Annotated in this window: 18 protein-coding genes; 3 read left to right on the forward strand and 15 right to left on the reverse strand. The window is 51.8% G+C overall.

Annotated features, from left to right (window positions below; all coding sequences use genetic code 11):
- Nucleotides 1-2: 2 nt before the first annotated feature.
- From C508_RS0112945 to C508_RS0112955, 3 genes are read right to left on the reverse strand one after another with little or no spacing between them, the layout of a single operon-like run.
- On the reverse strand, nt 3-2,288 hold the full coding sequence (locus C508_RS0112945) for a xanthine dehydrogenase family protein molybdopterin-binding subunit (protein WP_018703991.1): 2,286 nt from the start codon (nt 2,286-2,288) through the stop codon (nt 3-5).
- On the reverse strand, nt 2,285-2,740 hold the full coding sequence (locus C508_RS0112950; RefSeq protein WP_018703992.1) for a (2Fe-2S)-binding protein: 456 nt from the start codon (nt 2,738-2,740) through the stop codon (nt 2,285-2,287). Before C508_RS0112950 ends, C508_RS0112945 begins: the two co-directional genes overlap by 4 nt.
- Nucleotides 2,731-3,516, reverse strand: a complete 786-nt coding sequence (locus tag C508_RS0112955) for an FAD binding domain-containing protein (protein WP_018703993.1) — start codon at nt 3,514-3,516, stop codon at nt 2,731-2,733. Before C508_RS0112955 ends, C508_RS0112950 begins: the two co-directional genes overlap by 10 nt.
- A gap of 192 nt (nt 3,517-3,708) precedes the next feature.
- Here C508_RS0112955 and C508_RS0112960 point away from each other — a divergent pair, with 192 nt between their 5' ends.
- Both C508_RS0112960 and C508_RS0112965 read left to right on the forward strand, forming a co-directional pair.
- Entirely contained in the window at nt 3,709-4,932 is a 1,224-nt protein-coding gene (locus C508_RS0112960; RefSeq protein ID WP_018703994.1) for an EAL and HDOD domain-containing protein, read from the forward strand.
- A 9-nt stretch (nt 4,933-4,941) separates the two neighbouring features.
- A complete protein-coding gene (locus C508_RS0112965) occupies nt 4,942-5,835 on the forward strand; it encodes a LysR family transcriptional regulator (protein WP_018703995.1) in 894 nt (297 codons plus the stop codon).
- 113 nt (nt 5,836-5,948) lie between these two features.
- Here C508_RS0112965 and hrpB read toward each other — a convergent pair whose 3' ends face one another.
- The 12 genes from hrpB to C508_RS18585 all read right to left on the reverse strand — a co-directional run bounded on the left by hrpB (nt 5,949) and on the right by C508_RS18585 (nt 25,413).
- Entirely contained in the window at nt 5,949-8,396 is a 2,448-nt protein-coding gene (gene hrpB, locus C508_RS0112970; protein ID WP_018703996.1) for an ATP-dependent helicase HrpB, read from the reverse strand.
- A 41-nt stretch (nt 8,397-8,437) separates the two neighbouring features.
- Nucleotides 8,438-9,628, reverse strand: coding sequence for an aldo/keto reductase (locus tag C508_RS18580; RefSeq protein ID WP_018703997.1), 1,191 nt, complete (start codon nt 9,626-9,628; stop codon nt 8,438-8,440).
- On the reverse strand, nt 9,625-10,143 hold the full coding sequence (locus C508_RS0112980) for a type 1 glutamine amidotransferase domain-containing protein (protein WP_018703998.1): 519 nt from the start codon (nt 10,141-10,143) through the stop codon (nt 9,625-9,627). The genes C508_RS18580 and C508_RS0112980 overlap by 4 nt, the downstream gene beginning before the upstream one ends.
- Before the next feature lie 148 nt (nt 10,144-10,291).
- Nucleotides 10,292-11,629: a hemolysin family protein gene (locus tag C508_RS0112985; protein WP_018703999.1), complete on the reverse strand. Its 1,338-nt coding sequence runs from the start codon at nt 11,627-11,629 to the stop codon at nt 10,292-10,294.
- Between the two features lie 219 nt (nt 11,630-11,848).
- On the reverse strand, nt 11,849-12,427 hold the full coding sequence (locus tag C508_RS0112990) for a biotin transporter BioY (RefSeq protein ID WP_018704000.1): 579 nt from the start codon (nt 12,425-12,427) through the stop codon (nt 11,849-11,851).
- A gap of 81 nt (nt 12,428-12,508) precedes the next feature.
- On the reverse strand, nt 12,509-15,997 hold the full coding sequence (malQ, locus tag C508_RS0112995; protein ID WP_039797451.1) for a 4-alpha-glucanotransferase: 3,489 nt from the start codon (nt 15,995-15,997) through the stop codon (nt 12,509-12,511).
- A 137-nt stretch (nt 15,998-16,134) separates the two neighbouring features.
- Nucleotides 16,135-17,568 (reverse strand): glycogen synthase GlgA, encoded by a 1,434-nt coding sequence (gene glgA, locus C508_RS0113000; RefSeq protein WP_018704002.1) that lies wholly within the window; start codon nt 17,566-17,568, stop codon nt 16,135-16,137.
- Between the two features lie 3 nt (nt 17,569-17,571).
- Entirely contained in the window at nt 17,572-18,690 is a 1,119-nt protein-coding gene (glgD, locus tag C508_RS0113005) for a glucose-1-phosphate adenylyltransferase subunit GlgD (protein WP_018704003.1), read from the reverse strand.
- On the reverse strand, nt 18,690-19,910 hold the full coding sequence (locus C508_RS0113010; protein ID WP_026319524.1) for a glucose-1-phosphate adenylyltransferase: 1,221 nt from the start codon (nt 19,908-19,910) through the stop codon (nt 18,690-18,692). The genes glgD and C508_RS0113010 overlap by 1 nt, the downstream gene beginning before the upstream one ends.
- On the reverse strand, nt 19,903-21,840 hold the full coding sequence (gene glgB / locus C508_RS0113015) for a 1,4-alpha-glucan branching protein GlgB (RefSeq protein WP_018704005.1): 1,938 nt from the start codon (nt 21,838-21,840) through the stop codon (nt 19,903-19,905). The genes C508_RS0113010 and glgB overlap by 8 nt, the downstream gene beginning before the upstream one ends.
- Before the next feature lie 29 nt (nt 21,841-21,869).
- The gene (locus tag C508_RS0113020; RefSeq protein WP_026319525.1) at nt 21,870-24,323 is read right to left on the reverse strand and encodes a glycogen/starch/alpha-glucan phosphorylase; all 2,454 of its coding nucleotides are present in this window, start codon (nt 24,321-24,323) and stop codon (nt 21,870-21,872) included.
- Between the two features lie 70 nt (nt 24,324-24,393).
- Nucleotides 24,394-25,413, reverse strand: a complete 1,020-nt coding sequence (locus tag C508_RS18585; RefSeq protein WP_018704007.1) for a M48 family metallopeptidase — start codon at nt 25,411-25,413, stop codon at nt 24,394-24,396.
- 273 nt (nt 25,414-25,686) lie between these two features.
- Between C508_RS18585 and ccpN the strand changes: the two genes are divergently transcribed.
- Nucleotides 25,687-26,367: a transcriptional regulator CcpN gene (ccpN, locus tag C508_RS0113035; protein WP_281167292.1), complete on the forward strand. Its 681-nt coding sequence runs from the start codon at nt 25,687-25,689 to the stop codon at nt 26,365-26,367.
- Nucleotides 26,368-26,373: the final 6 nt, after the last annotated feature.

Here is a 26,373-nt window from a genome sequence, read left to right on the forward strand (position 1 = left end):
GGTCAACCTCGTTTCTTGGTTAGTAACGCGTTCAATACTTTTTCCGGCGTCAACGGCAGCTGCGCTAGCTGCACGCCAGTAGCATTGAAGACAGCATGGGCAATCGCCGGCGCTGGCGTGTTAATGACCGCCTCGCCGATGGACTTGGCGCCGAAAGGACCGGTCGGTTCGTAGCTGGGCTCAAAAGCCACTCGCACCTGGCCCACATCCTTGCGGCAAGGAATCTTATATTGCATAAAATTGCAAGTTTCTAAACGCCCTTGCCCAGTATAACGCACTTCTTCATAGAGCGCCATGCCAATCCCCTGAACAATGCCGCCTTCGGTCTGCACCCGGGCCAATGCCGGGTTGATCACCGTACCGCAGTCCACAACAGCCACAAAATCGATGGGGGTCACCTTGCCGGTAGCCTTGTCAATTTCCACTTCTGCAAAGCCCGCTACAAAAGGCGGCGGCGAGGTGGGACTGCCATACGTCCCCTGCCCGATAAGCTGCTGTTTGCCAATTCCCAAAGCCAGTCGTTCCGCTAGTTTCACTCTGGATAAAGAGGCTTGGTTTTTCTCAACGTAAAAACTATCACCGTCGAACGACACTTCGTTCGATGACACTTCCAGCGCCTTAGCCGCCTGTTCCAACATCTTGCCGCGCAATTCCTCCGCCGCCAGCTTAACCGCCATGCCGGTCACATAGGTAGTACTGGAGGCGTAAGAACCGGGATCAAAAGGAGATACATCCGTATCGGCGGCATGAACGATAAAATGCTCCAGATCGGTTTCCAGCACCTCCGCCGCCATTTGCGCCAAAATAGTATCGCTTCCCGTTCCCATATCGGTAGAGCCAATAAGCAGCGTGTAATTTCCGTCGTCATTAAGCCGTACTTCCGCAGACGCCGTATCAATACCGGCAATCCCGGAGCCTTGCATGGTTACCGCCATCCCTACAGCTCGCAAAGAGTCCCCTAAGTCGCGCACAGGATATTTTTCTTCCCATCCAATCAGCTTCTTACCGGTAGCAATACATTGATCCAATGTCGAACTAGCCAGCACTTTCCCCTTATAGACAGGCGAGTAATCTCCTTGGCGAATCAGATTTTTTTGCCGCAGCTCCACCGGGTCCATCTTGAGTCTGGCAGCCAGCAAATTGACCGCCGACTCTTGAGCGAAGGTTCCCTGCGTCGCCCCATAGCCGCGCAAAGCGCCTCCCGGCAGTTTGTTGGTATACACAACCTGTCCCATAAACCGAACCGCCTTGGCTTTGTGGTACAGCGGCAGCGTTTTCTCGCCTACCACGGAAAACGTGGTAGGCGCATGCTCGCCATAAGCACCGCCGTCGGAAAGCCCTTGAATATCTACCGCCCGAATGGTACCATCCTCATCAGCCCCCATACGCACCCTTAGACGCATAGCATGACGGCTGTTGGTGCAGCTGAAGGTTTCCGTACGACTGTAAACAATCAGCGCCGCTTTACCGGTGCGCTTGGTCACCGCCGCTACGAACATCTCCACGGCTCCGGTCTGTTTGCCGCCAAAGCCGCCTCCTATACGGGGCTTGATAACGCGAATGCGGCTAGCCGGCATTTCCAGCGCTCTCGCCATTTGCCGCCGTACGTGAAAAGGAATCTGCGTCGAACTGACAATCGTCAGCCTACCAGTATGGTCCAGATAGCTATAGGCGCGATACGTCTCCATCATGCCATGCGCCTGCGCCTGGGTATAATAGGTTCCCTCCACCACTACCGGGCATTGGGCTAATTCGGCTTCGACATCGCCATACTCGTTCTTATGCGCACAAATAATATTTTTCTCTTTTTCCATCCCGATGGGGAAGTTACAATGCACGTTGCCTTCCGGATGCACTACGCTGGCATGCCCGGCTGCAGCCTCAAAGTCCAGCACCGGATCCAGCACTTCATAGTCCACGCGGATAAGCTGCAGCGCCTTTTCTGCTGTTTTTTCGTCCGCCGCCGCCACAATGGCTACGGCATCTCCCACATAACGCACATACTCATCCAAAATGCGCCGATCATAGGGAGATGGCTCCGGATAGGACTGGCCAGCCAGAGTAAACCGTTCCTGCGATACGTCCTGGTGCGTCAAAATACAAGCTACGCCCGGAACCTTCAGGGCCAGGGAGACATCTACCTGACGCAAACGCGCAAAAGCATGCGGGCTGTGCAACACCTTGACTATCAGCGCCTGAGACGGCGCCAGATCTTCCGTATATACCGGCTGCCCTGTCGCAATAGGCAGCGCATCGATCTTAGGCAGGCTTTGTCCGACTACTTTCATCGCGTTTCACCTCCCAGATACGTTTTAATCGCTCGCAACTGCCCCATATAACCGGTGCATCGACACAAATTCCCTGTCAAATAATGAAGGATTTCTTCTTCTGACGGCTGCGAAAGCTCTCTCTTCATAGCCAAAACGGTCATAATAAAGCCGGGACTGCAAAAACCGCATTGTTCAGCGCCCTCTGCCGCTAATACTTTCGCAAAAGCCTCCGCTTCTTCTTGCACGCCTTCTAAGGTAGTAATGTCCTTCCCCGCCGCTCGAAAAGCAGGCACAGTGCAAGAAAGAACCGGCTTGCCATCAAGCCAAACCGTACAAAGACCGCAGCAGGACGTATCACAGCCCTTGCGCACGCTCAAATAGCCTTCATGACGCAGCACGTCCGCCAACGACACATCCGCCTCAATCTGCCAAATGGTTTTAATTCCATTAAGGCTCGTCTCTAGTTGCATGCCAGCACCTCCTTGACCGCCCGCGCCGTTAATGCTTCACAAAGCTGACGCCGATATTCTTCGCTGGCACGATTGTTGCCGGAAAAAGATAATTCCGCCGCCGCTAAACGCGCCGACTCTTCCGGCGCTGAACCAGCCTCCAAGCAGGCTGCCGCCTGCATCGCCAGCGCCGCACGTCCCGGTCGGGCGCCAACGGCAATTTTCCAGACGCCGTCCGTTTCGGATGCCGCCACATTGAGCAGAGGAAAATCACTGCACGAAGTACGCATCTGCTGGTAAGAAGCGCGACAGCTTGCTTTGGGAATCACCACTTGGATAAGAATATCCTTTTGCGGCGGCTGTTCCATAAACTGCGCCAGCGGCATACTACCGCCTTTGTACAAATGAACTGACGCCCCCAACACCAAAAGCGCCGGCAGCAAATCAGAAAAGCCAAACCGCCCAAATACCGAACCGCCTACCGTAACGCTTTGTCGAAACTGCACGCCAATAATATGGCTCACTGCCTGCGGCGCCACGCCGCAGCCTAGACGCCGCAAAACCGGACTAACCTCCAAGTCGCGCAAGGTAGCCATAGCCCCCAAGCGCACCTCCGACTCTGTTTCTTCTATATACGATAAATTGCACGCAGACAAGTCCACCGCCGTGCTTCTCCGCGCCGAACCAAGACGCAAAAAAGCTCCGCCGCCCAGAAGGAAATTGTTTTTCTGCGCCGTCAGTATTTCGTAAGCTTCCGCCAACGACTGCGGCTGCGCTAACTTTTGGAACGTAAGCATCCTATCCCTCCTGTTCATTACTCTAACAAATCAGTTCTTTTCTAGGAAAATTGTACCACAAGGCCGCCCCTGAGAAAACAGACAGCAGCCCTACAATTCTTCTTTGCAACAAATAACTACTGTTTATTTTGCAACAAGGTATTTCTCCTGCTATACTTTAAGAATAAGAATTACAGAAACGAGCGTGTCCAAATGGAGCTTTTCATTGCTAGACAGCCTATTTTTGACACTCACAAAAATGTTGTCGCTTACGAACTGCTTTTTCGCAGTCCCGGAGCCGTAACGGCCACCCACACGGATGATACTGCGGCAACACGCGCCGTCCTCTCGAATGCCTTTTTAATGATGGGCATTGATTCCCTCACCGACGGCAAGAAAGCCTTTGTCAACTTTGACGCCGCAACCATCCTTGATCAAGTCCCTAAACTTCTTCCTGCGGCAATTCTCATCGTGGAAATTTTGGAAACAGTCGAACCAACGCAAGAAGTACTCAATGCCTGTGCATTATTAAAAAAAGCCGGCTATACCTTAGCCTTAGATGATTTTGAACCCGCCGACGCACAGGTTCCCCTCATTCTCATGGCGGACATTATCAAAGTCGACTTTCGCAACCCCAAAAGCCTGCAAGGCCGACGCTTCGCTGAACGTATCGCTCCCGGGCGCATTCGCTATTTAGCGGAAAAGGTTGAAACCGAAGCTGAATTCCGCCAAGCCTTAGAGGCCGGATACACTTTGTTTCAAGGCTACTTTTTCAGTCGCCCCGCCATTCTCTCGCAAAAAAACATTCCTGTCAATCATATGCATTATTTGCAGCTTTTAAATCATCTCTATACCGCTGATTTTGATGTAGAACGTTTTGAGCAGCTTATTAAGCGAGATGTATCCCTCTCGTTGCAGTTTCTTAAGTATATCAATTCGGCCTTCTTCGGGTTTCGCGTACCGGTCCATTCCATACGCCATGCCGCCGCCCTTTTGGGACAACAAGGTTTGGCCAAATGGATTTCCCTTGTGGCTTTGCGCAATTTAGCGCAAGAGCAGCCTCCCGAACTACTTCGCACAGCGGTAGTTCGTGCTCGTTTCAGTGAGCTTTTGATTCAGCGCCGCCCTCATCCGGGCATCCCTCAGGATCATTTTTTTCTAGTGGGTCTGTTTTCTCTGCTGGAAGCGTTTTTACAAAAGCCTTTAGCCGATGTCCTAGAGCAATTGCCGTTGGCTCGTTCTGTTAAAGACGCCTTGGCCGGCCGCCCCAACCCGCTGCGCCAAGTTCTCGACTTAGTTATTGCCTATGAGCAAGGTGATTGGGATCAAGTTCTCTCCGTAAGCGAAGCGTTGCAATTTCCTCATGAGGCTATTGTTAATGCTTACTTTGACGCCTTGCTTTGGGAAAAAGAATTTATTTCCATGTCGAATGTGTGAGGATAGTATATGGAGATTCGCCATTTAGAATGTTTCCTGGAAATTGTTCGCCTTGGCAGCTTCAGCAAAGCCGCCAAGGCGCTGCATATCAGCCAGCCTGCGGCTAGCAAAATGATTCACTCTATGGAGCAGGAACTAGGCCTACCTGTTCTCTACCGCCAGAACCGCAACCTAACGCTCACCGATATCGGCCAAGCTGTTTTTGAACGCGCTCAGCCGATTGTCGCCTTGTTTCACGGGTTGCATGCCGAACTGGAGGATGTGGCGCAAGCCCGCAAAGGCCGCTTGCGCATCGGCCTGCCGCCGATTGCCAGCTCCAGCGTCTTTCCCCAAGTACTAGGCGCGTTCAGCCGCCTTTATCCGGACATTTCCGTCAATCTTTACGAGTTCGGTTCTAAAACCATCGAAAAAGAAGTCTATGACGGTATGCTTGATCTCGGAGTTATCTGCTCTCCCTCCGATAACTCGGAGTTTTCTACGTTATCCTTCATTAAAGACCCCTTGCAGGTCATCGTAGCTCCCGGCCATCCCTTGAGCGAACGCAGCTTGCTTTCTTTCGCCGATCTGGCGCAAGAGCAGTTCATCATGTATCGTGAGGATTTCAGTCTCCACGACGCCATTGCCAATCGTTGCCTCCAAGCTGGCTTCGAGGTTCGCTGCGCCTATGAAACCTCGCAGAGAGAATTTATGACCCAACTGGTCGCTTCCGGTCTGGGCATTGCCCTGCTGCCTCAAGCCATTTGCGCCACGTTGCCTCCTCAACAGTTACGAGCCATCCCCATGACCGACCCAGTGTATCTGGAATTAGGCGCCATCTGGCGACGCAACCGCTATTTGTCTTTCGCCGCCCGCTCTTGGCTAGACTTCGCCAAAGAAAAACTCACTCCGAACAAACCCGCCTAACAAAAGCTTCAATTTTTCAGCAAAAAAACGAGCTCGCCTCAAAGCAAGCTCGTTTTTTTATTACTATATTTTCGTAACCCTCTGTGTTGCCCTCTGTTACTCTTGTTCGTCTCTTATCGTTTCTCTGTCGGACGCACCCGGCTGGTAGGAGTAGCTGTCAACGGATCTTCCGGCCAGTAATGCTTCGGATACCGCCCAGCCAATTCCTTACGCACCGCAAAATAGCCATCCCGCCAAAAGCTGGTTAAATCGCGCGTCACCTGCACTGGCCGCTGCGCCGGGGATAAAAGCTGCAGAGTCAATGGCACTCTCCCTTCTGCCAAACGCGGTGTTTCCTGCCAACCGAAGACTTCCTGGAGCTTAACGGCGACAAAAGGAGCCGCCGCATCTTGATAATTAATCATCACACTTCGCCCCGACGGCATTTTTACCGTCGCCGGCGCCCATTCGTCTAAAGAACGTTGCAACTCCCAAGGAACTAGCGCCATTAACGCCTGACACACGTCCAGACGCCGCAGAGCGCTGCCATCCGGTTCCAGTCCCCAAAAAGGCTCCAGCCACTCTTCAGTCCGCGCCAAAAGAGCTTCTTCACTTACATCCGGCCATTTTTGCGCATCCCAGTGGTGAACAAACGCGAGACGCTGCCGCAATTGCTGCGTCCCTGGCGTCCAATTCAGGAGCTTCGTCAGGCCTTCGCTTTGCAACGCCTCTTTTAAAACTTGACGCACCTGCATCGGCGTCGGCTTCACAGGCGTTTCTTTTAGCACTAACGCCCCTAGGCATTCTTTTTCCCTAGCGCTAATTTTCCGCGTTGCCCCTTCCCAAAAAGCCTGCGATTCATTGCGTATTTGTCCGGCCATTACGCGCCTCACATCGTTGATCTCCACCGCCACAGACTGCAAAACACGCCCCTCGCCGCCGGCGTCATCCACTTCTACCGCCACTATGTAGGCCTCCTGCGTCAAAGGATGCCCTTTTGATAGATAAGCGCCCCGGCCATTTCCTAACAGAAACTTGCCGCCGCCTCGATTTTGCCCGATACGCTCCGGAAAAGCCAGGGCTAAGAGCAGGCCGCATTGCTCTGGTTTTACACTTTCACCGTGAGGTACGCCAGCAACTCTTGCATACCGAGCCGCCGCCCGCCAGACAAGACGCAGCCCCGCCGGAGGCTGCCCCCCTTGCTTGGCTGCTTCCGCCACCAGCGCCGCAACATCCGCTTGCCCGGTTTCTCCTTCCGTCAAAAGAGCCGCCAGAAGACTTGCGGTTGCGCCTAACGCCAGCTCTGTTCCCTGGAACACCATGTGCGCAAGACGCGGCGGCAGACCTAACAGATTCAACTTCCAGCCATACGCGGTCACTACGCCAGCGGCATCGATCGCCCCCAGTCCTTCCAGCACTTGCCGCCCCTGCAAAAAGGCTTCCCTCGGCGGCTCGTCAAGCCAAGCTAATTCCTGCGGCTCCTTTACGCCCCAAACAGCCAGTTCCAGAGCCAGCGCCGCCAAATCGCTTTCCAAAATTTCCGGCGTCCGCTCGGCTATAAACAAGGCTTCTTCGCGCTCACTCCACAGACAATAACAACTTCCCGGAGCCAACCGCCCCGCTCGGCCCCGGCGCTGCAACGCCGCATCAGCCGTTACCTGCACTGTCTCCAAACGCGACAAGCCGCTGCGCAGCGAAAACCGCGGCACCCGCATCCGACCGCTGTCAATAACTACCCGGACGCCTTCCACAGTCAAGCTGGTTTCAGCCAAAGACGTAGCCAGTACGACTTTACGAATCCCCTGGGGGGCCGGCAGCAAGGCTTCATCCTGCGCCGCCCCGGACAGGCGGCCGTATAATGGCAGCACCTTAACCTCTTCCGCCAGCCCCGCAAGCAGCGAGGCCGTCCGCCGGATCTCAGGAGCTCCCGGTAAAAACACCAGCACATCCCCCGCTTCTTCAACCAGCGCCTTGCGGACAGCTGCAGCCACATTTTCTTCTAAGGACAGGTTATCCCGGCGTCCTAAACGATGCACAGCAACAGGAAACAGTTGTCCCTCGCTGACAATAACCGGCGCCTGCCCCAAAAGGGACGCTACCTTTTGCGCCGCCAGGGTCGCCGACATCACCACCAAGCGCATGTCTTCCCTTAAAATCGCTTGACTTTGCAAACAAAAAGCCAAACCTACATCTGCCTGCAAGCTTCGTTCATGAAATTCATCAAATAAAACAGCGCCAACTCCTGGAAGGGAAGCATCCTCCTGAAGCATCCGTGTCAAGACGCCTTCGGTAATCACCTCCAGCCTGGTTTTAGCGCTAATCCGGCTGTCATGGCGCATGCGCCAGCCCACCGTTTCCCCAGGCTCCTCCCCCAAAAGCCGCGCCATCTGCCTGGCTGCCGCCCTCGCAGCTAAACGCCGCGGCTCCAGCAGCAGCACGCGTTGCCCTTGCAGCCAAGGTTCTTCAATCAAGGCCAAGGGCACTCGGGTTGTCTTACCAGCGCCAGGCGGCGCTACCAACACAACCCGAGTCTGTCGCCGCAGCACTTCCTGCAGTTGCGGCAGCACTTTGTCAATTGGCAAGGTGTCCCTCTTCCCCTTCATTGGCCAGTTATCCTCTCCTCTTACGTTCTTTCCCGCAACGCTTTAACGCGCATCCAGGTTTCTCTATTGCTTATCTCAGGCGGCTTACGTTCCAGTTCAGCCAGCACATCCGCCACATAGGCTGTCCGGCGCATGCCCACCAAAATGACGGTCACTCCTTGCGCCGACCGCAAGGCGCGCAGCGCCAAATGTCGCAAATGGGGCGCCTCTCCCCAGGACGAATTAAGTTTCGCCGCGTCTTCGTAAAAACGCCGCGCCGCCGATCGCCCTTCTGCGTCGTATACCTCTTCATCCAAGCGGATCAAATCGCCTTCTTGGATCGCGTTTAAGGGCCGATTGATCAACACACCCAAATCCAAGGCGGCTGCATACTCCAGCAGAGTCTGCTCCTGAGGCCACGCTGGCAGCATCGCCGCGGCCGGTTCCAAAAGATTGCACGGAAATTGAACAAACGCAAAATGATGCTCTGCACCGCCGACCAAACAAGCCGCTTGCCATACTTTGTCCAACGGCGTCCGCTGCGGGTCGCCTGCAGGCCGCGGGAAGGTGTTGGAGCTGATTCCATACCAAGCAATACGCCCTTGCTGCACCGCCTTTTCCAGCCAGGAAAAAGCTTGCTTGAGGCGGCGCACATACTCCGCCCGCGCCGCTGCAACATCACCGCCTTGCTGCAAAGCCCACAAAAGATAATATTCCGGATTGTGCAGCAAAAATCCATCCAAACAGGTTAGCTGCAACCGCCGCAAACTGCGTTCCAGCTGCTCTTCCAGAAAGTCGGGGTGAATACAATGCTCCAACGTCGGCGCATAGGAAACCACCTCTGGAAAATCCTTACCTGCCTGCAGCCGTTCTTGGCGCAGCCGCAGATTGCTGTTTTGCAAATAACCGGCTTTAGAAACAAGTACTACTTCGTCTCGGCGCACATCGCCAGCCTGAACTAACTCTGTCAGCACTTCGCCAATGAGCCGTTCCGAGCCGCCATCCGCATAGTTAGAGCTGGTATCAATGAGATTAATACCGCGTTGCAAAGCCGCACGCAAGGCATCTTTATGGGCGGCTATCGCCGCATCTACCCGATAGCTGCCAAAGCCGGCCTGGCTAACCAGCAAGCCGCTGCGTCCCAAGCGGCGATACCGCTCGACCCCGTATCGCTCAGCCAAGGCACGAGTTCCTTCCTCAGTCGCTTTACCACTCAAACAGCTTTTTTTCATACTAAGCCGCGCTCCTGCAATAACTGCACCAACGCCGCTAAATACGCCGGCAAATCCGGAGGCCGACGACTGGACACCAAGTTTTGATCTACCACTACCGCCTCATCCAACCAAAGAGCGCCAGCGTTCTCCATATCGTCTCGAATCCCCGGCGTACTAGTCACCTTGCGTCCTTGCAGAATTTTAGCAGAGATCAATACCCACCCGGCATGACAAATTTGGCCGATGGGTTTTTGCGCCGCATCAAAATCCCGCACCAACTGCAATACTTCCGGATAACGGCGCAGCTTGTCCGGCGCCCAACCTCCAGGAACCAGCAATACGTCATACTCCTCAGCAGTCAGTTCTTTAAAGGATACATCCGCCACCGCCGGCACGCCGTATTTCCCATGATACGTTTTCCCAGCCGTTTCGCCTGCTAAATCCACTTTCAGCCCCGCTTCTCGCAGACGCAATACCGGATACCAAAGTTCCAGATCCTCAAAGTCTTCCGATAAAAGTTGCAACGCCTTCATCCTATTTCCCCCTCATTTTGAATTACCTAAAAAACCGGCGAAAAATACAAAAGCCAAGAAAATACAACCAGGCTATACACCAGATGCAAATAGGCGAAAAAGGAAAGCCTTCGTTACCATGCAAAGGCTTTCCTTTTCAAAATTTCGGCTACGCGTTTTTAGAAACGCCCTCTTCTTCCTCCGAAATTGGCGGCAAGCAGCGCACCAACACCCTGGTAATCCGAGAGCCATCGCATTCTTCCACTTTAAAGATATATCCGTCTTCCTGTACCGTCTGCCCTACCCGCGGCGGAATTTCCACGCGCGAGTACAGCCAGCCGCCCAAGGTATCAACGTCTTCTGATTCCAGATGCGCCCCCAGGGCATCGTTAACTTCATCCAAAATCAACCGCCCATCGACAGAAAATAAGTCTTCGCCGCGCATTTCAATAGCTGGGCGTTCCTCATCAAACTCGTCTTGAATTTCACCCACGATTTCTTCCAAAATGTCTTCAACCGTCACAAGACCGGCAGTACCGCCGTATTCGTCCACTACAATCGCCAACTGCAATTTCTTCCGCTGCAGCAACCGCAACAAGTCGCTTAACGGCATGGACTCCGGCACTGACAAGACCTGCCGCATCATATCTCGCAGCGCAGGCTGTTCTTGCCGCGCCACCGCCTGGAGCATATCCTTGATGTGTACAAACCCCACGATATGATCCTTGTCCGGATCGCATACCGGATACCTTGTCAGCTTTTCTTCCACCGCCGTATCCAAACTGACCGCGAAATCATCCTGCAAATACAAGCACACCATATCTGTACGAGGTACCATGACATCGCGTACATTGCGTTCGGCAAAATCAAAAATATTGTCAACAAAGGTTAGCTCGGTACGATCGATATACCCCTGACGATGGCTTTCTTCCATCAAAATACGAATTTCTTCTTCCGTATGAGCTGCATCCTGCTCGTTCGCCAGAGAAATGCCGCCCAGGCGCAAGAGAGAATTAGCCATAGAATTCAAAGCCCAAATAAACGGATACATTAAGCGATAAAACGCGCGCAAAGGCCAAGCCACCAGCAAGGTTACGCTTTCCGCCTTTTGGATGGCCAGCGATTTAGGCGCCAGCTCGCCAATAATAATGTGGAGCGCCGTAATAAAAGAAAAAGCTAAACCAAAAGAGATAGTATGAATGGCGGCTGTCGGCAAACCGAACTCCGTCAACACCGGCGAGATCATCGAAGCCACCGCCGGTTCCCCTACCCAGCCAAGTCCCAGCGAAGCCAAGGTAATTCCTAACTGACACGCCGACAAATAGGCATCCAAATGATCCACCAGTTGCCTGGCCATCTTCGCCTGCCCATTGCCCTCCTGCAGCAGCGTGTCAAGACGCGTACTGCGCACCTTGACCATAGCAAATTCCGCGGCCACAAAAAAACCATTCAAAAACACCAAAAACAAGACTAACAGCAAATTCCCGATAAACGACGCAGGGTCCAACCCTTCCCCAGCCCTCGCCGGTTTACACCAGCGACGGCATAGGTTCACCTCCTTGATATTCCATATTTTTTATTACCAAATATTATACCATGCCTAACAGAAATAAGAAATAGACATAACAGCTGCAAAGAAGCCAGCTTGCAGCGTCTTACGCTACAAGCCGGCTTGCACTCTTCCTATCATGCTGTTAACAAAGGAGACTCACGCTGAATTCCATTTTCAGGCTGACTTGCTAAACGCTGCCGGCACAAGACCACTGCGCCGCAACACAGGCATTACTTTGATGGAAGTCACCGCGATCAGAACGCTTAAAATCAAATCGGCTGTGATGTACGGCAGAAAACCGGCCGCCAAAGCGCCCTGCATAGACATGGATTTGCCCAGATAAAAATTGACAATCCCGTACAAATACAATACTCCTGCTGCATACAAGACCGTCAAACCAGCCAAAAGCGCCAGCATCGTAGGAAGTAAGCGCAGCTTTTCCTGACGCTCCGTCAGCAAGCCTACCACATACGCGCAAGCAATAAAGCCAAGCAGATATCCAAAGGTCGGCTGCAGCATATACGAAGGCCCGCCGCCTTTCGTGAAAATAGGAATACCAATCAAGCCGATCCCTACATATAGAAGCTGTGCATACAAACCTTTTTTCGCACCTAGCATCACGCCGGAATACGCGCAAAACAGATATTGCAGCGTAAAAGGAACCAAGGGCGTAGGAATTTGGATAAAAGCGCCAATGGCCGTCAATGCCGCAAACAAGGCAATCAAGATTTGTTCCCGCAAAGCTAATTTCATACTAATCCCCCCGGATATGCATACTTTTTCTTGTATCATAGCACACCCGGAAAGTTTCGTAAACACCGACTCTATAATTGGTTAACGTTGTTTCCGTCCATATTGCTCGCATAATTCCGCCAACCAGACCGCCTGACGTTCGCCAAGCGCTCCCGGAGACAATCGCCAGCGCCAATTTTCCTTCGCCACGCCAGGCACATTCATGCGTCCTTCACGACCCAAGCCTAATACATCTTGCACAGGCAAAATGGCTACATCTCCGTCGCAAGCATACGCGTAGCGAATAAGAGCCCTCACAACCGCTTCTACGCCTCCGCCCCGCACCTGCAGTAAGCGAGCAATGTCCGAAGCCAGTCCCGGATCTTGGCGGGCCAGCGTTTCAAACCAGGAACGACTTGTATCATTATCATGAGTCCCTGTATAGACAATCGTATTGCGCGACACCAACGGATATTTTACTCCATCTTCCGTCTGGCGAAAAGCAAACTGCAACACGGCCATGCCTGGCAGGGAAAACGCCTCTTTTAAAGCATCCACTTCGGGCGTAATAATCCCTAAATCTTCCGCAACAAGAGGAAGCACGCCTTCTTCTTGACGCAATGCCGCTAGTAAAGCAGCGCCCGGTCCCGGCTGCCAACATCCTTCCACCGCCGTTTCAGCTGCTGCAGGCACTTCCCAGTAGGCTTCAATGCCCCTAAAATGATCCAGTCGCACCCAGTCTGTCACTTCCAGCACCACTTCCAAGCGCCGACGCCACCAACGGTAGTTTTGCTGCCCCATGGCTTTCCAGTCATACAGGGGGTTCCCCCACAACTGTCCGTCTTTGCTGAAATAATCCGGCGGCACACCAGCTACGCCGCTAGGCTCTCCCTCGCTATCCAACAAAAAATACTGCTGCCGGCTCCACACATCACTGCTGTCGTGAGCGACATACAACGGCAAATCGCCCAAAAGCTTTACGCCTTGTTGGTTAGCATAATCCCTCAAACGTCGAGCCTGTTTGAAAAAAAGAAACTGCTCAAATTGGTACAGTTCAACGGCCGCCCCTTCCTGCCGTCGCAATTCATCCAACGCCACCGGACGTCTCTCGCGCAAGCCCTGCGGCCATTGCGTCCATGGCAGCCCCTTGTAGCGGTTTTTAGCGGCTCGAAACAACGCGTAATCTTTCAGCCAATCTCCATGACACTGGCAAAACAGCGTATAGTCCGGCGCAGCCGCCCATTCCGGCTGCAACCGCTCAAAAGCCCGCCGCACCAATTGTTCCTTATATGCGGTAACACTCTCCCAATCATAAACGCCATTAATTCCTTTAGAAAGAGGCTCCAAGTCCGCCACGCTCAGCCAACCGTCCGTCACCAAATCATCCGGCGACAACAATGCGACGTTGCCTGCAAAAGCGGACAACGCTTGATACGGCGAACCACAGCTAGCCGGCCCAGGCTGATTGAGCGGCAGCATCTGCCACCAAGATTGTCCAGCGCGCGCCAAAAAATCAACAAACTTTCTCGCTTCCGGTCCCAAATCACCGCCGCCGTAAGGCCCCGGCAAAGAAGTGGGGTGCAGAAGCAGGCCAGCGCTGCGTGGCAGCACTGAAGCCTCTTCACGTTTCAGCACCACGCCGGACAAGGGCGGCAGGCGCAAAGTCACCACGCCGTCTCGCGCAGCTACCGGCTGCTGCGTTTCATCCACTAAAGAGACAAAGCGCCCCTTGAAGCGAACTTCATCGGTCACCGTCAGCCAGCGTTCCTCCGTCTCATGTCGGTTGACGGCTATTAACAGCACTTCCTCTTCCCCTTGACCGTCCAAGGCATCCTGGCCGTTCTCAATCGTGCGCAAAAACGCTAACACATCTTCCTGGCCGCTTTCCAAGGGCAGCCAAAAGCCACGCCGCAGCGCAGTCTGGTTCCGTCGCAGATGAATCAATGCGCGATGCCAAGCCAGTAATTCCTCATCCTCACGGCCCCAGGGAAAAGTCCCTCGGTTGAAAGGGTCTCGATACCCTTCCACGCCCGCCTCATCGCCATAATACACGCTAGGCACGCCCGGGAAGGTCATTTGCCACAAGACTAAAAGGCGATAGCGCTGCAACGCCAAAAGGCGCTGTTCTTCAGGCAAGCGATAAAAAGCTCGCTCTTTTTCGCTCAGTGTTTCCCCTGGCGGCGCTTCACCCAATTCCGTCAAAATACGCGGCACATCATGGCTACCGACTAAATTCATGGCACCATAAAAATGGGGCGCCGGATAGTTTTCCTGCAAAGATCGCAGCACCCGCAAGGTGCGCTGGGCTGTCATCCGCCCTAAGAAAAATTCCAGCAACGCTTTGCGAAAGGGGTAATTCATCGTAGAGTCCAGTTCGTCTCCCAGCAAATACCGGCGCATCTGCCCGTAGCTTTCCTTGCGCGAGGCGTCTTCCCACACTTCGCCGATCAGCACCGCTTCCGGGTCTTCTTCCTTTAGTACCCGATAAAACTCTTCCAAAAAAGCATCCGGCAATTCATCCACTACATCCAGCCGCCAGCCTTTGACACCACAACGAAGCCAATGCCGCAACACGCTGTTTGGGCCTCGGATAATAAAATCCAGATAGCTTTCGTTCACCTCGTCCACATTGGGCATGGTACCAATGCCCCACCAAGCTTCATAGTCTTCCGGATACTCCTTAAAGCGATACCAGGAATAATAGGGAGACTCTTTGGACTGATACGCTCCGACGCCGGGAAAACGTCCTTCTTTATTGAAATAGATGCTGTCGCTGCCGGTGTGACTGAATACACCGTCTAAAATCACGTGCATGCCCAATTCTTTCGCTTTCTTGCAAAGCCGCACCAAATCCTTGGTTTCCCCCAGCATTGGATCAATTTGATGATAGTCCGCTACGTCATAACGATGATTGCTCACCGATAAAAAAATTGGGTTTAGATATAGAATGGTTACGCCTAAGTCCGCCAGATAGGATAATTTACTGCAAATACCTTCCAAATTGCCCCCGAAGAAATCATACGCCACCATATGGCCGGTATCTACATCCCGCACATAAAAAGGAACATCCTCCCAATGGGCGTGCAAAAGACTTCCCGGCTGCGCGCCGCGAATCTCTCCTTTTTCTTGTCCATTGCAAAAACGATCCGGGAAAATTTGATAGATGACGCCATCGGTCAGCCACTTAGGCGCAGCTTGCTGTTGATGCACGGTAATCTGCCAGGAACGCGGCCCTGGCTGTGAGCGGCGATAACCAAGCCCGCCCAGGCCGTCTTCACTAGCGCCATAATACCAAACCGTTCCATTCATTTCTTCGGCAATAAAATGATACCAAAGCCAGCCAGGCTCCTCCGGCGCTTCGTAGTCCACCTGCCAACAGCCCTCGCCTGCATCCTCCAACAGCACCAGCCGTTCTCCCTGTCCTTGCAGCCACAACCGCAGAGTGACTTTGCGCAGCGTCTCCGCCGGCGGCGTCCGAAAAGCCAGACGCACGTTAGCGCCGCAGCAAACCGCTCCAAAAGGCTGACGAAATTCACTTCGCCAGCTATGATGATACACCCAGGCGGTCGTCGTTTGTTCATGACCAGCCATCATCTCAGCCTCGTTTCTCCTGCTTATTTTTAAGAAACCACTGATTTAGGCAATACTCGCGCTAAAGCCAAAGCAGCCAGCGGAGCATTTTCAAAATCAGTGGTTCCCTATACATAATTTGTATGTTTTTAGCAGCCCTAGCGCAGCAAACCGCGATACACTTCAACATATTTTTTAGCCGATGCACCCCAGCTATAATCGCAATTCATCGCATTACGCACAATCTTTTCCCAAACAGGCTTATCGTAAAAATAATTCAAAGCCCGCTTAATTGTATACAACATGTCATGGGCGTTGTAATTGGCAAAGGTAAAGCCATTACCCCGTCCGGTGTATTTATTAAAGGAAAAAACGGTATCCTTCAGGCCGCCCGTTTCGCGCGCAATCGGGATAGCGCCATAACGCAAGGCGATCATCTGCCCAATGCCGCAAGGCTCAAACTGAGACGGCATCAAAAACAGATCCGCCGCCGCATAGATCTGTCTGGCCAAGGTTTCGTCAAAGAAGATATTCACAGACACTTTATTCGGGTGATCCCAGGCCATTTGCTGGAACATCTTTTCATATTGCGCATCGCCGGTTCCCAATACCACCACCTGCAAGTCTTCGCCAGCAACCAGCTCTCCGAGAATATGTCCAATCAAATCCAAGCCTTTAGGCGCTACCAGTCTGGAGACAATCGCGACAATCGGCACATCCCGCCGCACAGGCAACCCCAGCCGATCCTGCAATCGCGCCTTGTTCTCACGTCTTGCCAACAAATGGTCCGCATCGTAATTCACAAATATATGAGCGTCTTTTTTCGGATCATAACTGGCATAATCAATGCCGTTCACTATCCCTTCCAATTGCCCATGACGCTGCCTCAGCAATCCATCCAGCCCTTCGCCGTAATACGCCTGCTGAATTTCCTCGGCGTAGCTGCAGCTGACCGTAGAGATACGATCCGCATAAACGATGGCGCCTTTCATCAAATTGACAGTCTGATTAAATTCCAAGGCTTCATCATACACATCTTCTCCCAAGCCCAAGACATCGCCCAGAATTTCACGACCAAATACGCCTTGGTAGCGCAGGTTATGAATCGTAAAGAGCGTCTTAATCCCTTGGTAAAAAGCCTCATTCCGATAGAGACTGCGCAAATAGACCACCGCTAACGAAGCATGCCAGTCATGGCAATGCAACACGTCCGGCTGGAAATCTAAAACCGGCAGCATTTCCAGCACCGCCCGTGAAAACCAGGCAAAGCGCTCTGCATCATCAAAATAGCCATACAGCCCTGGCCGCTTGAAATAGTATTCATTATCTAAAAAATAGAAGGTAACGCCTTGATATACTAGCTTCTTTACGCCGCAATACTGCTGCCTCCAGGACACCGGCACGCTCAACTCCGCTACCGATTCCATTTGCGAAGTAAATTCTTTAGGAATATCCTCATACAACGGCAGTACCACCCGCACATCCACCTTATGTTTGTGCAGTTCCTGGGGCAATGAACCAATGACATCGGCCAGTCCCCCTGTTTTGATAAACGGAACCGCCTCAGAAGCAACGCAAAGCACTTTCATCATCGTTTACACCTTCCTTCCCTTGCGAATGACAACGGGATGATTTTCCTCTCCCTTGAGCCTTTTCCCTGCAGAAACATTTACATTTTTATCACACACGACATAATCCAAGCAAGAATTCTCGCCAACCACGCCTTTTTGCATAATGATGCTATTGCGCACAACCGCGCCTTTGGCTACGGAAACGCCGCGAAAAAGAATCGAGTTTTCTACAACGCCGTCAATATAGCAGCCATTAGCCACCATGGAATTGGTAACCTGAGCGGCCTCTGTATACTGGGCTGGCGGCTCATCTTTAACCTTAGTATAAATATTTCCGCAACGCCCGAATAAATCCTGCCAAATAGGCGGCTTCAACAGCTCCATAGAATGTTGAAAATAAGTGGCCACCGAATTAACCCGAGCCACATATCCATCATACATCCACCCGAACATATCCAGCTCGTTGAGATTACTAATCAAACAATGCTTGATAAAATCGTAGCCCCCACGAGCCGAAGTCGCTTCAATCAATTCGATCAAAAGCTCCCGCTCCAACAAAAACATACCCAACGCCATGCGTTCTTCCGAAGCCGCACCGCCGGATACATGCATATCCCAAATACGCCCGCAATGATCCATTTCCAGCATCAGCGCCCCGTTGCAGTCATTCTCCTTGCAGTTGCGTTTGCTGTATACCACGGTGACATCCGCATGGCAGCTTTGATGATATTCCAAGACGGGCCGGAAATCAATATTGCAAACCGCCTCCGACCCGGCGATAACCACGTATTTTTGCCGACTGAAACGCAAATATTCCAGATTAGCGTGGAAATTTTCCACATCCCCCCGATACGCCATATAGCGCGGGTAGGTGGCATAGGCTGGCGGCAAAAGCGCCAATCCTTCTCGCTTACGAGCTAAATCCCACTCCTTGCCGGAGCGAAGATGATCCACTACGGAACGGTATTTATGCCCCAGCAAGACTCCGACGTTGCCGACGCCGGAATTTACTACATTGGAAAGGACAAAGTCAATCAAACGATACCGTCCGGCAAAGGGAATGGCCCCTAACGGCCGGTTGTGAGTCAGCTCGCTGACCAAGTCGTCCAGCTCATTCAGGTTGATGATTGCCATTAAGTCCATCATTTCCCCTCCCTTCCGGCCAGCGCGCAAGCCAACTCCGTATAGCAAGAAAGCGTCTTATCTACTACGGTTTCCGCCGGCAGTTTGAGCTTCTCCGCAATGACGACGATCTCTCGCCGCCCTTGCGCATTTACAGGGGTGCCAATACGGCAGTTTTCTCCCAGGCGAACCTGACGACCGACTACCGCTTTCTCCACGCGGCAGCCAGCGCCAATATACACGCCAGGCATGAGGATGGAGTCTCGTACTATAGCGCCTTTTTCGACTACTACATTGGGGAAAACTACCGAGTGTTCCACTTCGCCGAAAATTTGGCAGCCTTCATTAATGCAAGAACGCTTCACCTTTGCTTTCGGGCCGAGATAGTGCGGCGGGCGCGCCGGATTGACCGAGTAAATACGCCAAGACGCGTCAAACAAATCCAGAGACGGCTTCTCCTCCAGCAAATCCATATTCGCCTGCCAGTAACTCTCTACTGTACCGACGTCTTTCCAGTATCCTTCAAAAGCATACGCCATGAGCCGCTTGCGTTCTTTGAGCATAGCCGGAATAACATTTTTACCAAAATCATGGCACGAGTCGGCCAGTTCCGCATCTTCTTGCAGATAACGTCGCAAAACCGCCCAAGAGAAAATATAGATACCCATGGAAGCCAAATTACTTTTTGGCTCTTTAGGCTTTTCTGCAAATTCAACAATGCGTGCATTTTCATCGGTCGACATAATGCCAAAACGACTGGCATCTTCCCAAGGAACGGGAATTACCGCAATGGTCACATCTGCCTGCTCCTCTTTATGAAAAGCCAGCATTTTTGCGTAATTCATCTTATAAATATGGTCGCCCGATAAAATCAGTACATACTCTGGATTCATCTGCTCCAGAAAATTCAAGTTCTGATAAATGGCGTCTGCGGTTCCCTTGTACCACTGACCGCCTTCTTCACTCATATACGGAGGCAAAACGAAAACGCCTCCATCGCGTCGGTCCAAGTCCCAGTCGCTGCCTATGCCGATATAGGCATTTAGCGCTAACGGCTTGTATTGGGTCAATACGCCCACCGTATCAATGCCGGAATTATGGCAGTTGCTGAGAGTAAAATCGATGATCCGATATTTCCCTCCAAAGGGTACTGCTGGTTTGGCAATCTGCTTCGTCAAATTCCCCAGACGCGTGCCCTGGCCCCCTGCCAGGAGCATGGCGACACACTCTCTTCTAGACATAGCCATTCCCCCTCGTATCCTTGGTCATTTCTTGCTCTTCTTTAACTGCATGAAGCCGTAAATACACCGTCGCCAACGGCGGTAATCGCAATACAACAGAACATTCCTGACTATGCCAGGGTATCGGCTCCGATTGCACTACGCCATTGCCTTGACCGGAGCCTCCGAAACATCCGGCATCGGTATTGAATACTTCCTGATATTCACCCGGCGCGGGAACGCCGATGCGATAGCCATCGCGCACCACCGGGGTAAAATTGCAAACCACCAGAACCGCCTCTCCTTGACGGTCACGCCTCAAAAAGGAAATTACGCTGTGTTCGTAATCCTGGCAATCCAGCCAAGAAAATCCGTCCCAATCATCATCGTTTTCCCAAAAAGCAGCATGCTGGCGATAAAAGCGGTTCAATTCCCGTACGCAATGATGCATTGCCTGGTGCTGAGGGTAATCAAGTAAATGCCAGTCTAAGCTGTCGTCATGCTTCCACTCGATAAACTGGCCAAATTCTCCGCCCATGAAAAGCAGCTTTTTCCCAGGATGCGCCAGCCAATAGGCATAGAAGGCGCGAAGATTAGCGAATTTTTGCCAATAATCTCCAGGCATTTTGTTCAGGAGCGATTTTTTCCCATGCACTACTTCGTCATGAGACAAGGGTAGCACAAAATTCTCCGTAAAAGCGTACATCAAGGAAAAGGTCAATAAATTATGGTACCACTTGCGGTGAATCGGATCGATCTCCATATAGCGGAGCATGTCGTTCATCCAGCCCATGTTCCATTTGAAGTTGAACCCCAAACCGCCGCAATCCGTAGGCCAGGAAACCATAGGCCAAGACGTTGATTCCTCGGCCATCATCATCGCTTGAGGATATTCCCGAAACACCGTCTCATTGATCTGCCGCAAAAGCGCCATGCCCTCCAGATTGCCGTTGCCGCCATAGCGATTCGGACGCCATTGCCCTTTTTTCCGCCCGTAATCCAGATACAAAATATTGGCTACCGCATCCGCCCGCAGGCCGTCGATATGATAGATATCCAGCCAAAAAAGAGCGTTGGAGATTAAAAAGCTTTTGACCTCCGGCCGTCCATAATCAAAATTGCAGGTACCCCAGCCTTCATTTTCTCCCTGCAACGGATCAGGATGCTCATAAAGAGGCGTGCCGTCAAAACGACGCAAGCCATGACCGTCACGGCAAAAATGCCCCGGTACCCAATCCATGATGACCCCAAGACCTTGCTGATGGCAGCAGTCTACAAAATACATGAAATCTTGCGGCGTCCCATAGCGGCTGGTCACTGCAAAAAAGCCGGTAATCTGATAGCCCCAAGAGCCGTCAAAGGGATGCTCCGCCAATGGCAGCAGCTCAATATGGGTATAGCCCATTTCCGCTGCATACGGCACAAGCTGCTCCGCCAGTTCTCGGTATGTCAATGATCGCCCGCCAGGCGCGCGTCGCCAAGATCCCATATGGACTTCATAAATGAGCACAGGCGATTCATAAATACTTTGCTGCTTTTTCCGTTCCTGCCACAAGGCATCCTGCCACTCATAGCCGCCAAGCTCCCATACTACTGAGGCCGATTTGGGAGGCGTCTCCGCATGCACGGCATATGGATCGCTCTTTTCCAACACTTCGCCGTTAGCAGTATGGATAACATACTTATAAGCCATGCCCGCACTAGCTTGCGGTACAAAGAGCTGCCATATTCCAGAGCGGGAATGGAGCTTCATTGCATGATGCTGTCCTTCCCAAGCGTTAAAATCCCCCACAAGCTGGACCAGTTTGGCATGCGGCGCCCATAAAGCAAAGCGCACTCCATCCACGCCGTCCTGTTTCATGCAATGCGCCCCCAATATTTGATAGGCGCGATACTGCGTTCCTTCATTAAATAGATAGAGATTATCTTTGGATAAAGGCGAAGGTGTCATTCACACCCTCCTTTCCCATTCTTCTCTTGCTACGATTCTTGCAGTATTTCCACAGGGCGAATTTTCCAAATCGCTTTAGCATATTCATCAATGGTGCGATCGCTGGAAAACACGCCAGACATGGCAATGTTCACCAAGCTGCGCCGCAGCCATCCCTCGCGATCACGATAAGCAGCGTCCAGACGCTGCTGCGCTGTCGCATAAGCGTCGAAGTCGCGCAATACAAAGAACTGGTCATTATGCCCCAAAAGCAAATCCATCAACAGCTTGTACGAATCCCCGCCGTCATAAACGCCTCTCATAATCTGATCAATAACTTGTCGAACCCGAGTATCGCTGTTGTAAATATCCCAGGCGTTATAGCCTCCTTGCGCGTAGTATTGGAAGACCTCTTCCGCTTTCAGGCCAAAAATAAATATATTTTCGTCGCCTACTTCCTCGGCGATTTCTACGTTAGCTCCGTCCAGCGTACCGATGGTGACCGCTCCGTTCATCATAAACTTCATATTTCCGGTACCGGACGCTTCCTTACTGGCGGTGGAAATTTGCTCGCTCACGTCGGCAGCCGGAAATACCTTCTCACCCAAGGAAACGGAATAGTTTTCTAAGAAAACAATCTTCAACTTTCCATCAATTCGCTGATCACTGTTGACTTTGTCCGCCACTTCGTTAATCAGCTTAATTACCTGTTTTGCCGTATTATAGCTCGGCGCCGCCTTGCCGCCAAAGAAAAAGGTCCGCGGAACCATGTCCAAATCCGGATTTTCTTGCAGTTGGTTATAAAGATGGATTACGTGAAGAATATTCAGAGTCTGCCGTTTATACGCGTGAATCCGTTTAATATGCACATCGTAAATAGATTCCGGATCGATGGATACGCCGTACTGACGCTTCACAAAATCAGCCAGATCCAGCTTATTGGCCTTTTTCACCCGGTCCAATTCCGCCAACAGCCCTGCGTCATGCCGCTTATGCGCCAGCCTCCCCAAATCCGTAGGATGATAGATCCAGGAGTCGCCAATGGTTTCCGTAAGCAAGTTAGAAAGACGCGGATTGGCTTTGAGCAGCCAGCGGCGATGCGTGATCCCGTTAGTTTTATTGTTGAATTTGTGCGGTGTTTCCTTCCAGAAGTCATGAAAAAGATGCTGCTTTAAAATATCCGTATGAATGGCCGCCACGCCGTTAACGCTATAGCTTCCTAACACCGCAAGCCGCGCCATATGGACCATGCCGTCGGCAATAATGGCCATACGCCTAATTTTTTCATCATCATTCGGAAAGCGGTCTAACAGCCGCGCACAGTAGCGACGGTTGATTTCCTCCACAATCTGATACACCCGAGGCAGCAACGTAGCAAACATATCTACCGGCCAGCTTTCCAAAGCTTCCGGTAAAATCGTATGGTTGGTATAGGACACCGTACGGATCGTCATATCCCAAGCCTCATTCCATCCCAAACCTTCTTCATCCATCAAAAGACGCATCAGCTCGGGGATGGCTACGGCAGGATGAGTATCATTGATATGCACCGCTACTTTGTCGGGCAACAGATGCATATCCGAGTATTTGCGCTTAAATCGCCGCAAAATGCTCTGCAGTCCCGCGCAAACAAAAAAGTACTGCTGTTTTAAGCGTAAAAGACGCCCCTCGTAAAAGGTATCTTCCGGATACAAAATCTTGGAGATCGCCTCTACCTGCTGCTGATATTGTACTGCTTGCAGATAGTCGCCGCGGTTAAAGCTAGTCAAATCAAACTCGCTTTGCAACGGCTCCGCGTTCCACAAGCGCAGGGTATTAACCGTATTATTGTCATAACCGATAACAGGCACGTCATAAGGAACCGCCAAGACAGCCTGAGCATCCTGGTGTACCACCCGCATATGCCCGTCTTGCTCGATCATTTCAATGTGACCGCCAAAACGCACCGTCACCGCTTTGTCCGCCTTGCGGTACTCCCATACATAGCGGTCCTTAAGCCAATGATCCGGCAGTTCTACCTGATAATTATCGACAATTTTTTGTTCAAACAAGCCATAGCGGTAGCGAATGCCATTGCCATGCCCCGGCAGCCCCATGGCCGCCAGAGAATCCAAAAAGCACGCTGCTAAGCGACCCAGACCGCCGTTGCCCAAACCAGCGTCCCGTTCCACTTCCAATAATTCTTGAAGATCGGTTCCTACTTCCTTCAAGGCCGCTTCACACACATCACGAATGCCCAAATTAATAAGGTTGAGCTCCATAAGGCGTCCCAGCAGGAATTCAATAGAAAAATAGTAAACCTGTTTTTCGCCGCGATCCGAATATTGCTGATTTGTCTGGATCCAGTTCGAGCTAATGTAATCCCGGACCACCATGCCTAAAGCCATATATTTTTCGCTTGGCAAGGCCTCGTCAATACTTTTCCCGTACAAAGACTGTACACGGGTTACAAAATTCTTGCGGAATATTTCTTTGGAGCTTTGTTGTTCAAGATCAGATTTCATATTCACGCTTCTCTCCCTTCCTGACTGTCAGTCCTATCGTCTCACTACCACCTGCTGCTTTCTTATTGTTTCAGTACCGCCGCAACGCCTCTAAGTATCGTTCCATCAGTTCTTCCTGAGAAACCCCGTAGGCGGCGGCATCACTTTCTGCGATTGTCATAATGCGTCGGTCATCATAATAGATATAAAACTGGGTTCCGTCACTGTCCGGCACATAACGCTCCGGTGAAAATCCCGCGCTGCTCCGGGCCCGATAAATAGCTCCTGCTGCAGAGAAAGCCCGAAATACAGGTTCCTGCCCGGCAACAGTCGATTTAAAGGGAGGCAGATTCCATGCTCCATCCTTCACCTGCTTAGCGCCTTCATCTACAAAAGGACGCACACCGGCATCCCGCGCATAGCCCAGTACTTTTTCCACCCGTGAATTCGCCTCGGGATGACTGGAAAATAAGTCCGGGTGATAATTTTGATTTATTGTGGCTAGTTTGCGTAAACCCATAGCCATGCCATAGGGGTTGTAGCCCGCCTTAAAAGAATGTACAAAGCCCAGTTGGTCCGCTTCTCTCTCATCGTCTCGGCTGTAACCGGCCATTAGCACTTGATACGCCAAACTCTGCAAGGCCACCCCTCTGTCGCCGAAGAGCACACTGAAAAGCAAGCCCATTCCCAAACTTTTTTCCATCTGCCTCACGCTGTGCCGTTTAACCACATGCCCGACTTCATGGCCGATAACGCCAGCCAGTTCATCGTCATCCGGCATCAAATCCACTAACCCCTTAAAAACATAGATAAAACCGCCCGGCACAGCCAACGCATTCACTTCTTTAGAATTTAAAACCTTAAACGTATAAGGAAGGTCTTGCCGATCCGATACCTTCACTAGGCTCATACCTATTTTTTGTATGCGTTCTTGCAACTGCGCGTCATCTACCAGACCGTATTTTTTCTCTAATTCTTTCGCCACATCGCGGCCCATCGATATTTCCTGGTCTTTACTAATCAGCCCTGCTTCCGCCGTCGGCTGCCAGAATCCAGCCGCAAACAGCAACGCCATGCATACAAAAACAATCCGTTTTAAAAGCTCACGCACGCAAAATCGTCCCCCTTGTTCACTTCAAACCAGCACATTATTTTACCCGTCTTACTTTTTTCCAAAAATTACAAAACCGTTTTTCAATTCATAAAACAATAATTCCGTTTTCTTTTGCGTAAATCCTTCTTGTGGCCTCTGTTTCATTATAATTTTATCCTGTAGCGATTTTCCCTTGCCAACAACAGGTACTTATATGTTATAATTAGCGTATGCTATTTGTGCTATTAAACATCTTTTTCTGTTTATCGGCTATGCCATTTCCTCGTACAAATGGCAATAAACACATTAACTAGACTTATAAGGCAGGTGAGTACCATCGAATTATCGGCACGTCAACGCACTATCCTTGAGTGGGTCAAGGAAAACGGCCCTTTGAGCAGCAAAGAGCTGGCGGATCGCCTGCAAGTCAGCCGCGCTGCTTTGCGTGCGGATCTGGCAGTTCTGACCATGTCCGGCCTGCTGGAAGCTCGCCCTCGGGTAGGCTACTACTATAGCGGCAAAGACGAAAAGGACATTATCGCAGGCATGCTCAGCCCCTTGCGAGTCAAGGAGGCGCATTCCATCTCCGTAGCAGTCCGCGAAAAAACGTCAGTCTATGATGTCATTGTCAAAATGTTCATCGAAGACGTGGGTACCATGTTTATCGTCTCCCAAGAAGGCTTTCTGGAAGGCGTAGTTTCGCGCAAAGACCTTTTAAAAACTGCGTTAGGACAGCGCAAGCTGGAAGACTTGCCCATCAGTGTAATCATGACTCGCATGCCCAACATTATTGTGACCACGCCGGAAGAGTCCGTGCTCCGGGCTGCGCAGAAGCTGCTGACACATCAAGTCGACTCCCTGCCGGTAGTCACTATAGAAAACACGCCGGACGGAGAACGTTACCGCCTGCTTGGCCGCTTCACCAAGTCCAACATCACAAGGCTGTTTGTACAAATGGGCAGCCGCTCATAAAGGAGG

The organism is Anaeromusa acidaminophila DSM 3853 (genome assembly GCF_000374545.1).
GTDB classification, from domain to species: Bacteria; Bacillota; Negativicutes; order Anaeromusales; family Anaeromusaceae; genus Anaeromusa; species Anaeromusa acidaminophila.

What these genes read in the sequence shown, in the direction of transcription:
- C508_RS0112945 (WP_018703991.1), bottom strand. Translation starts at nt 2,288, where the DNA reads ATGAAAGTAGTCGGACAAAGCCTGCCTAAGATCGATGCGCTGCCTATT.
- C508_RS0112950 (WP_018703992.1), bottom strand. Translation starts at nt 2,740, where the DNA reads ATGCAACTAGAGACGAGCCTTAATGGAATTAAAACCATTTGGCAGATT.
- C508_RS0112955 (WP_018703993.1), bottom strand. Translation starts at nt 3,516, where the DNA reads ATGCTTACGTTCCAAAAGTTAGCGCAGCCGCAGTCGTTGGCGGAAGCT.
- C508_RS0112960 (WP_018703994.1), top strand. Translation starts at nt 3,709, where the DNA reads ATGGAGCTTTTCATTGCTAGACAGCCTATTTTTGACACTCACAAAAAT.
- C508_RS0112965 (WP_018703995.1), top strand. Translation starts at nt 4,942, where the DNA reads ATGGAGATTCGCCATTTAGAATGTTTCCTGGAAATTGTTCGCCTTGGC.
- C508_RS18580 (WP_018703997.1), bottom strand. Translation starts at nt 9,628, where the DNA reads ATGAAAAAAAGCTGTTTGAGTGGTAAAGCGACTGAGGAAGGAACTCGT.
- C508_RS0112980 (WP_018703998.1), bottom strand. Translation starts at nt 10,143, where the DNA reads ATGAAGGCGTTGCAACTTTTATCGGAAGACTTTGAGGATCTGGAACTT.
- C508_RS0112990 (WP_018704000.1), bottom strand. Translation starts at nt 12,427, where the DNA reads ATGAAATTAGCTTTGCGGGAACAAATCTTGATTGCCTTGTTTGCGGCA.
- malQ (WP_039797451.1), bottom strand. Translation starts at nt 15,997, where the DNA reads ATGGCTGGTCATGAACAAACGACGACCGCCTGGGTGTATCATCATAGC.
- glgA (WP_018704002.1), bottom strand. Translation starts at nt 17,568, where the DNA reads ATGATGAAAGTGCTTTGCGTTGCTTCTGAGGCGGTTCCGTTTATCAAA.
- glgD (WP_018704003.1), bottom strand. Translation starts at nt 18,690, where the DNA reads ATGGACTTAATGGCAATCATCAACCTGAATGAGCTGGACGACTTGGTC.
- C508_RS0113010 (WP_026319524.1), bottom strand. Translation starts at nt 19,910, where the DNA reads ATGTCTAGAAGAGAGTGTGTCGCCATGCTCCTGGCAGGGGGCCAGGGC.
- glgB (WP_018704005.1), bottom strand. Translation starts at nt 21,840, where the DNA reads ATGACACCTTCGCCTTTATCCAAAGATAATCTCTATCTATTTAATGAA.
- C508_RS0113020 (WP_026319525.1), bottom strand. Translation starts at nt 24,323, where the DNA reads ATGAAATCTGATCTTGAACAACAAAGCTCCAAAGAAATATTCCGCAAG.
- ccpN (WP_281167292.1), top strand. Translation starts at nt 25,687, where the DNA reads ATGGCAATAAACACATTAACTAGACTTATAAGGCAGGTGAGTACCATC.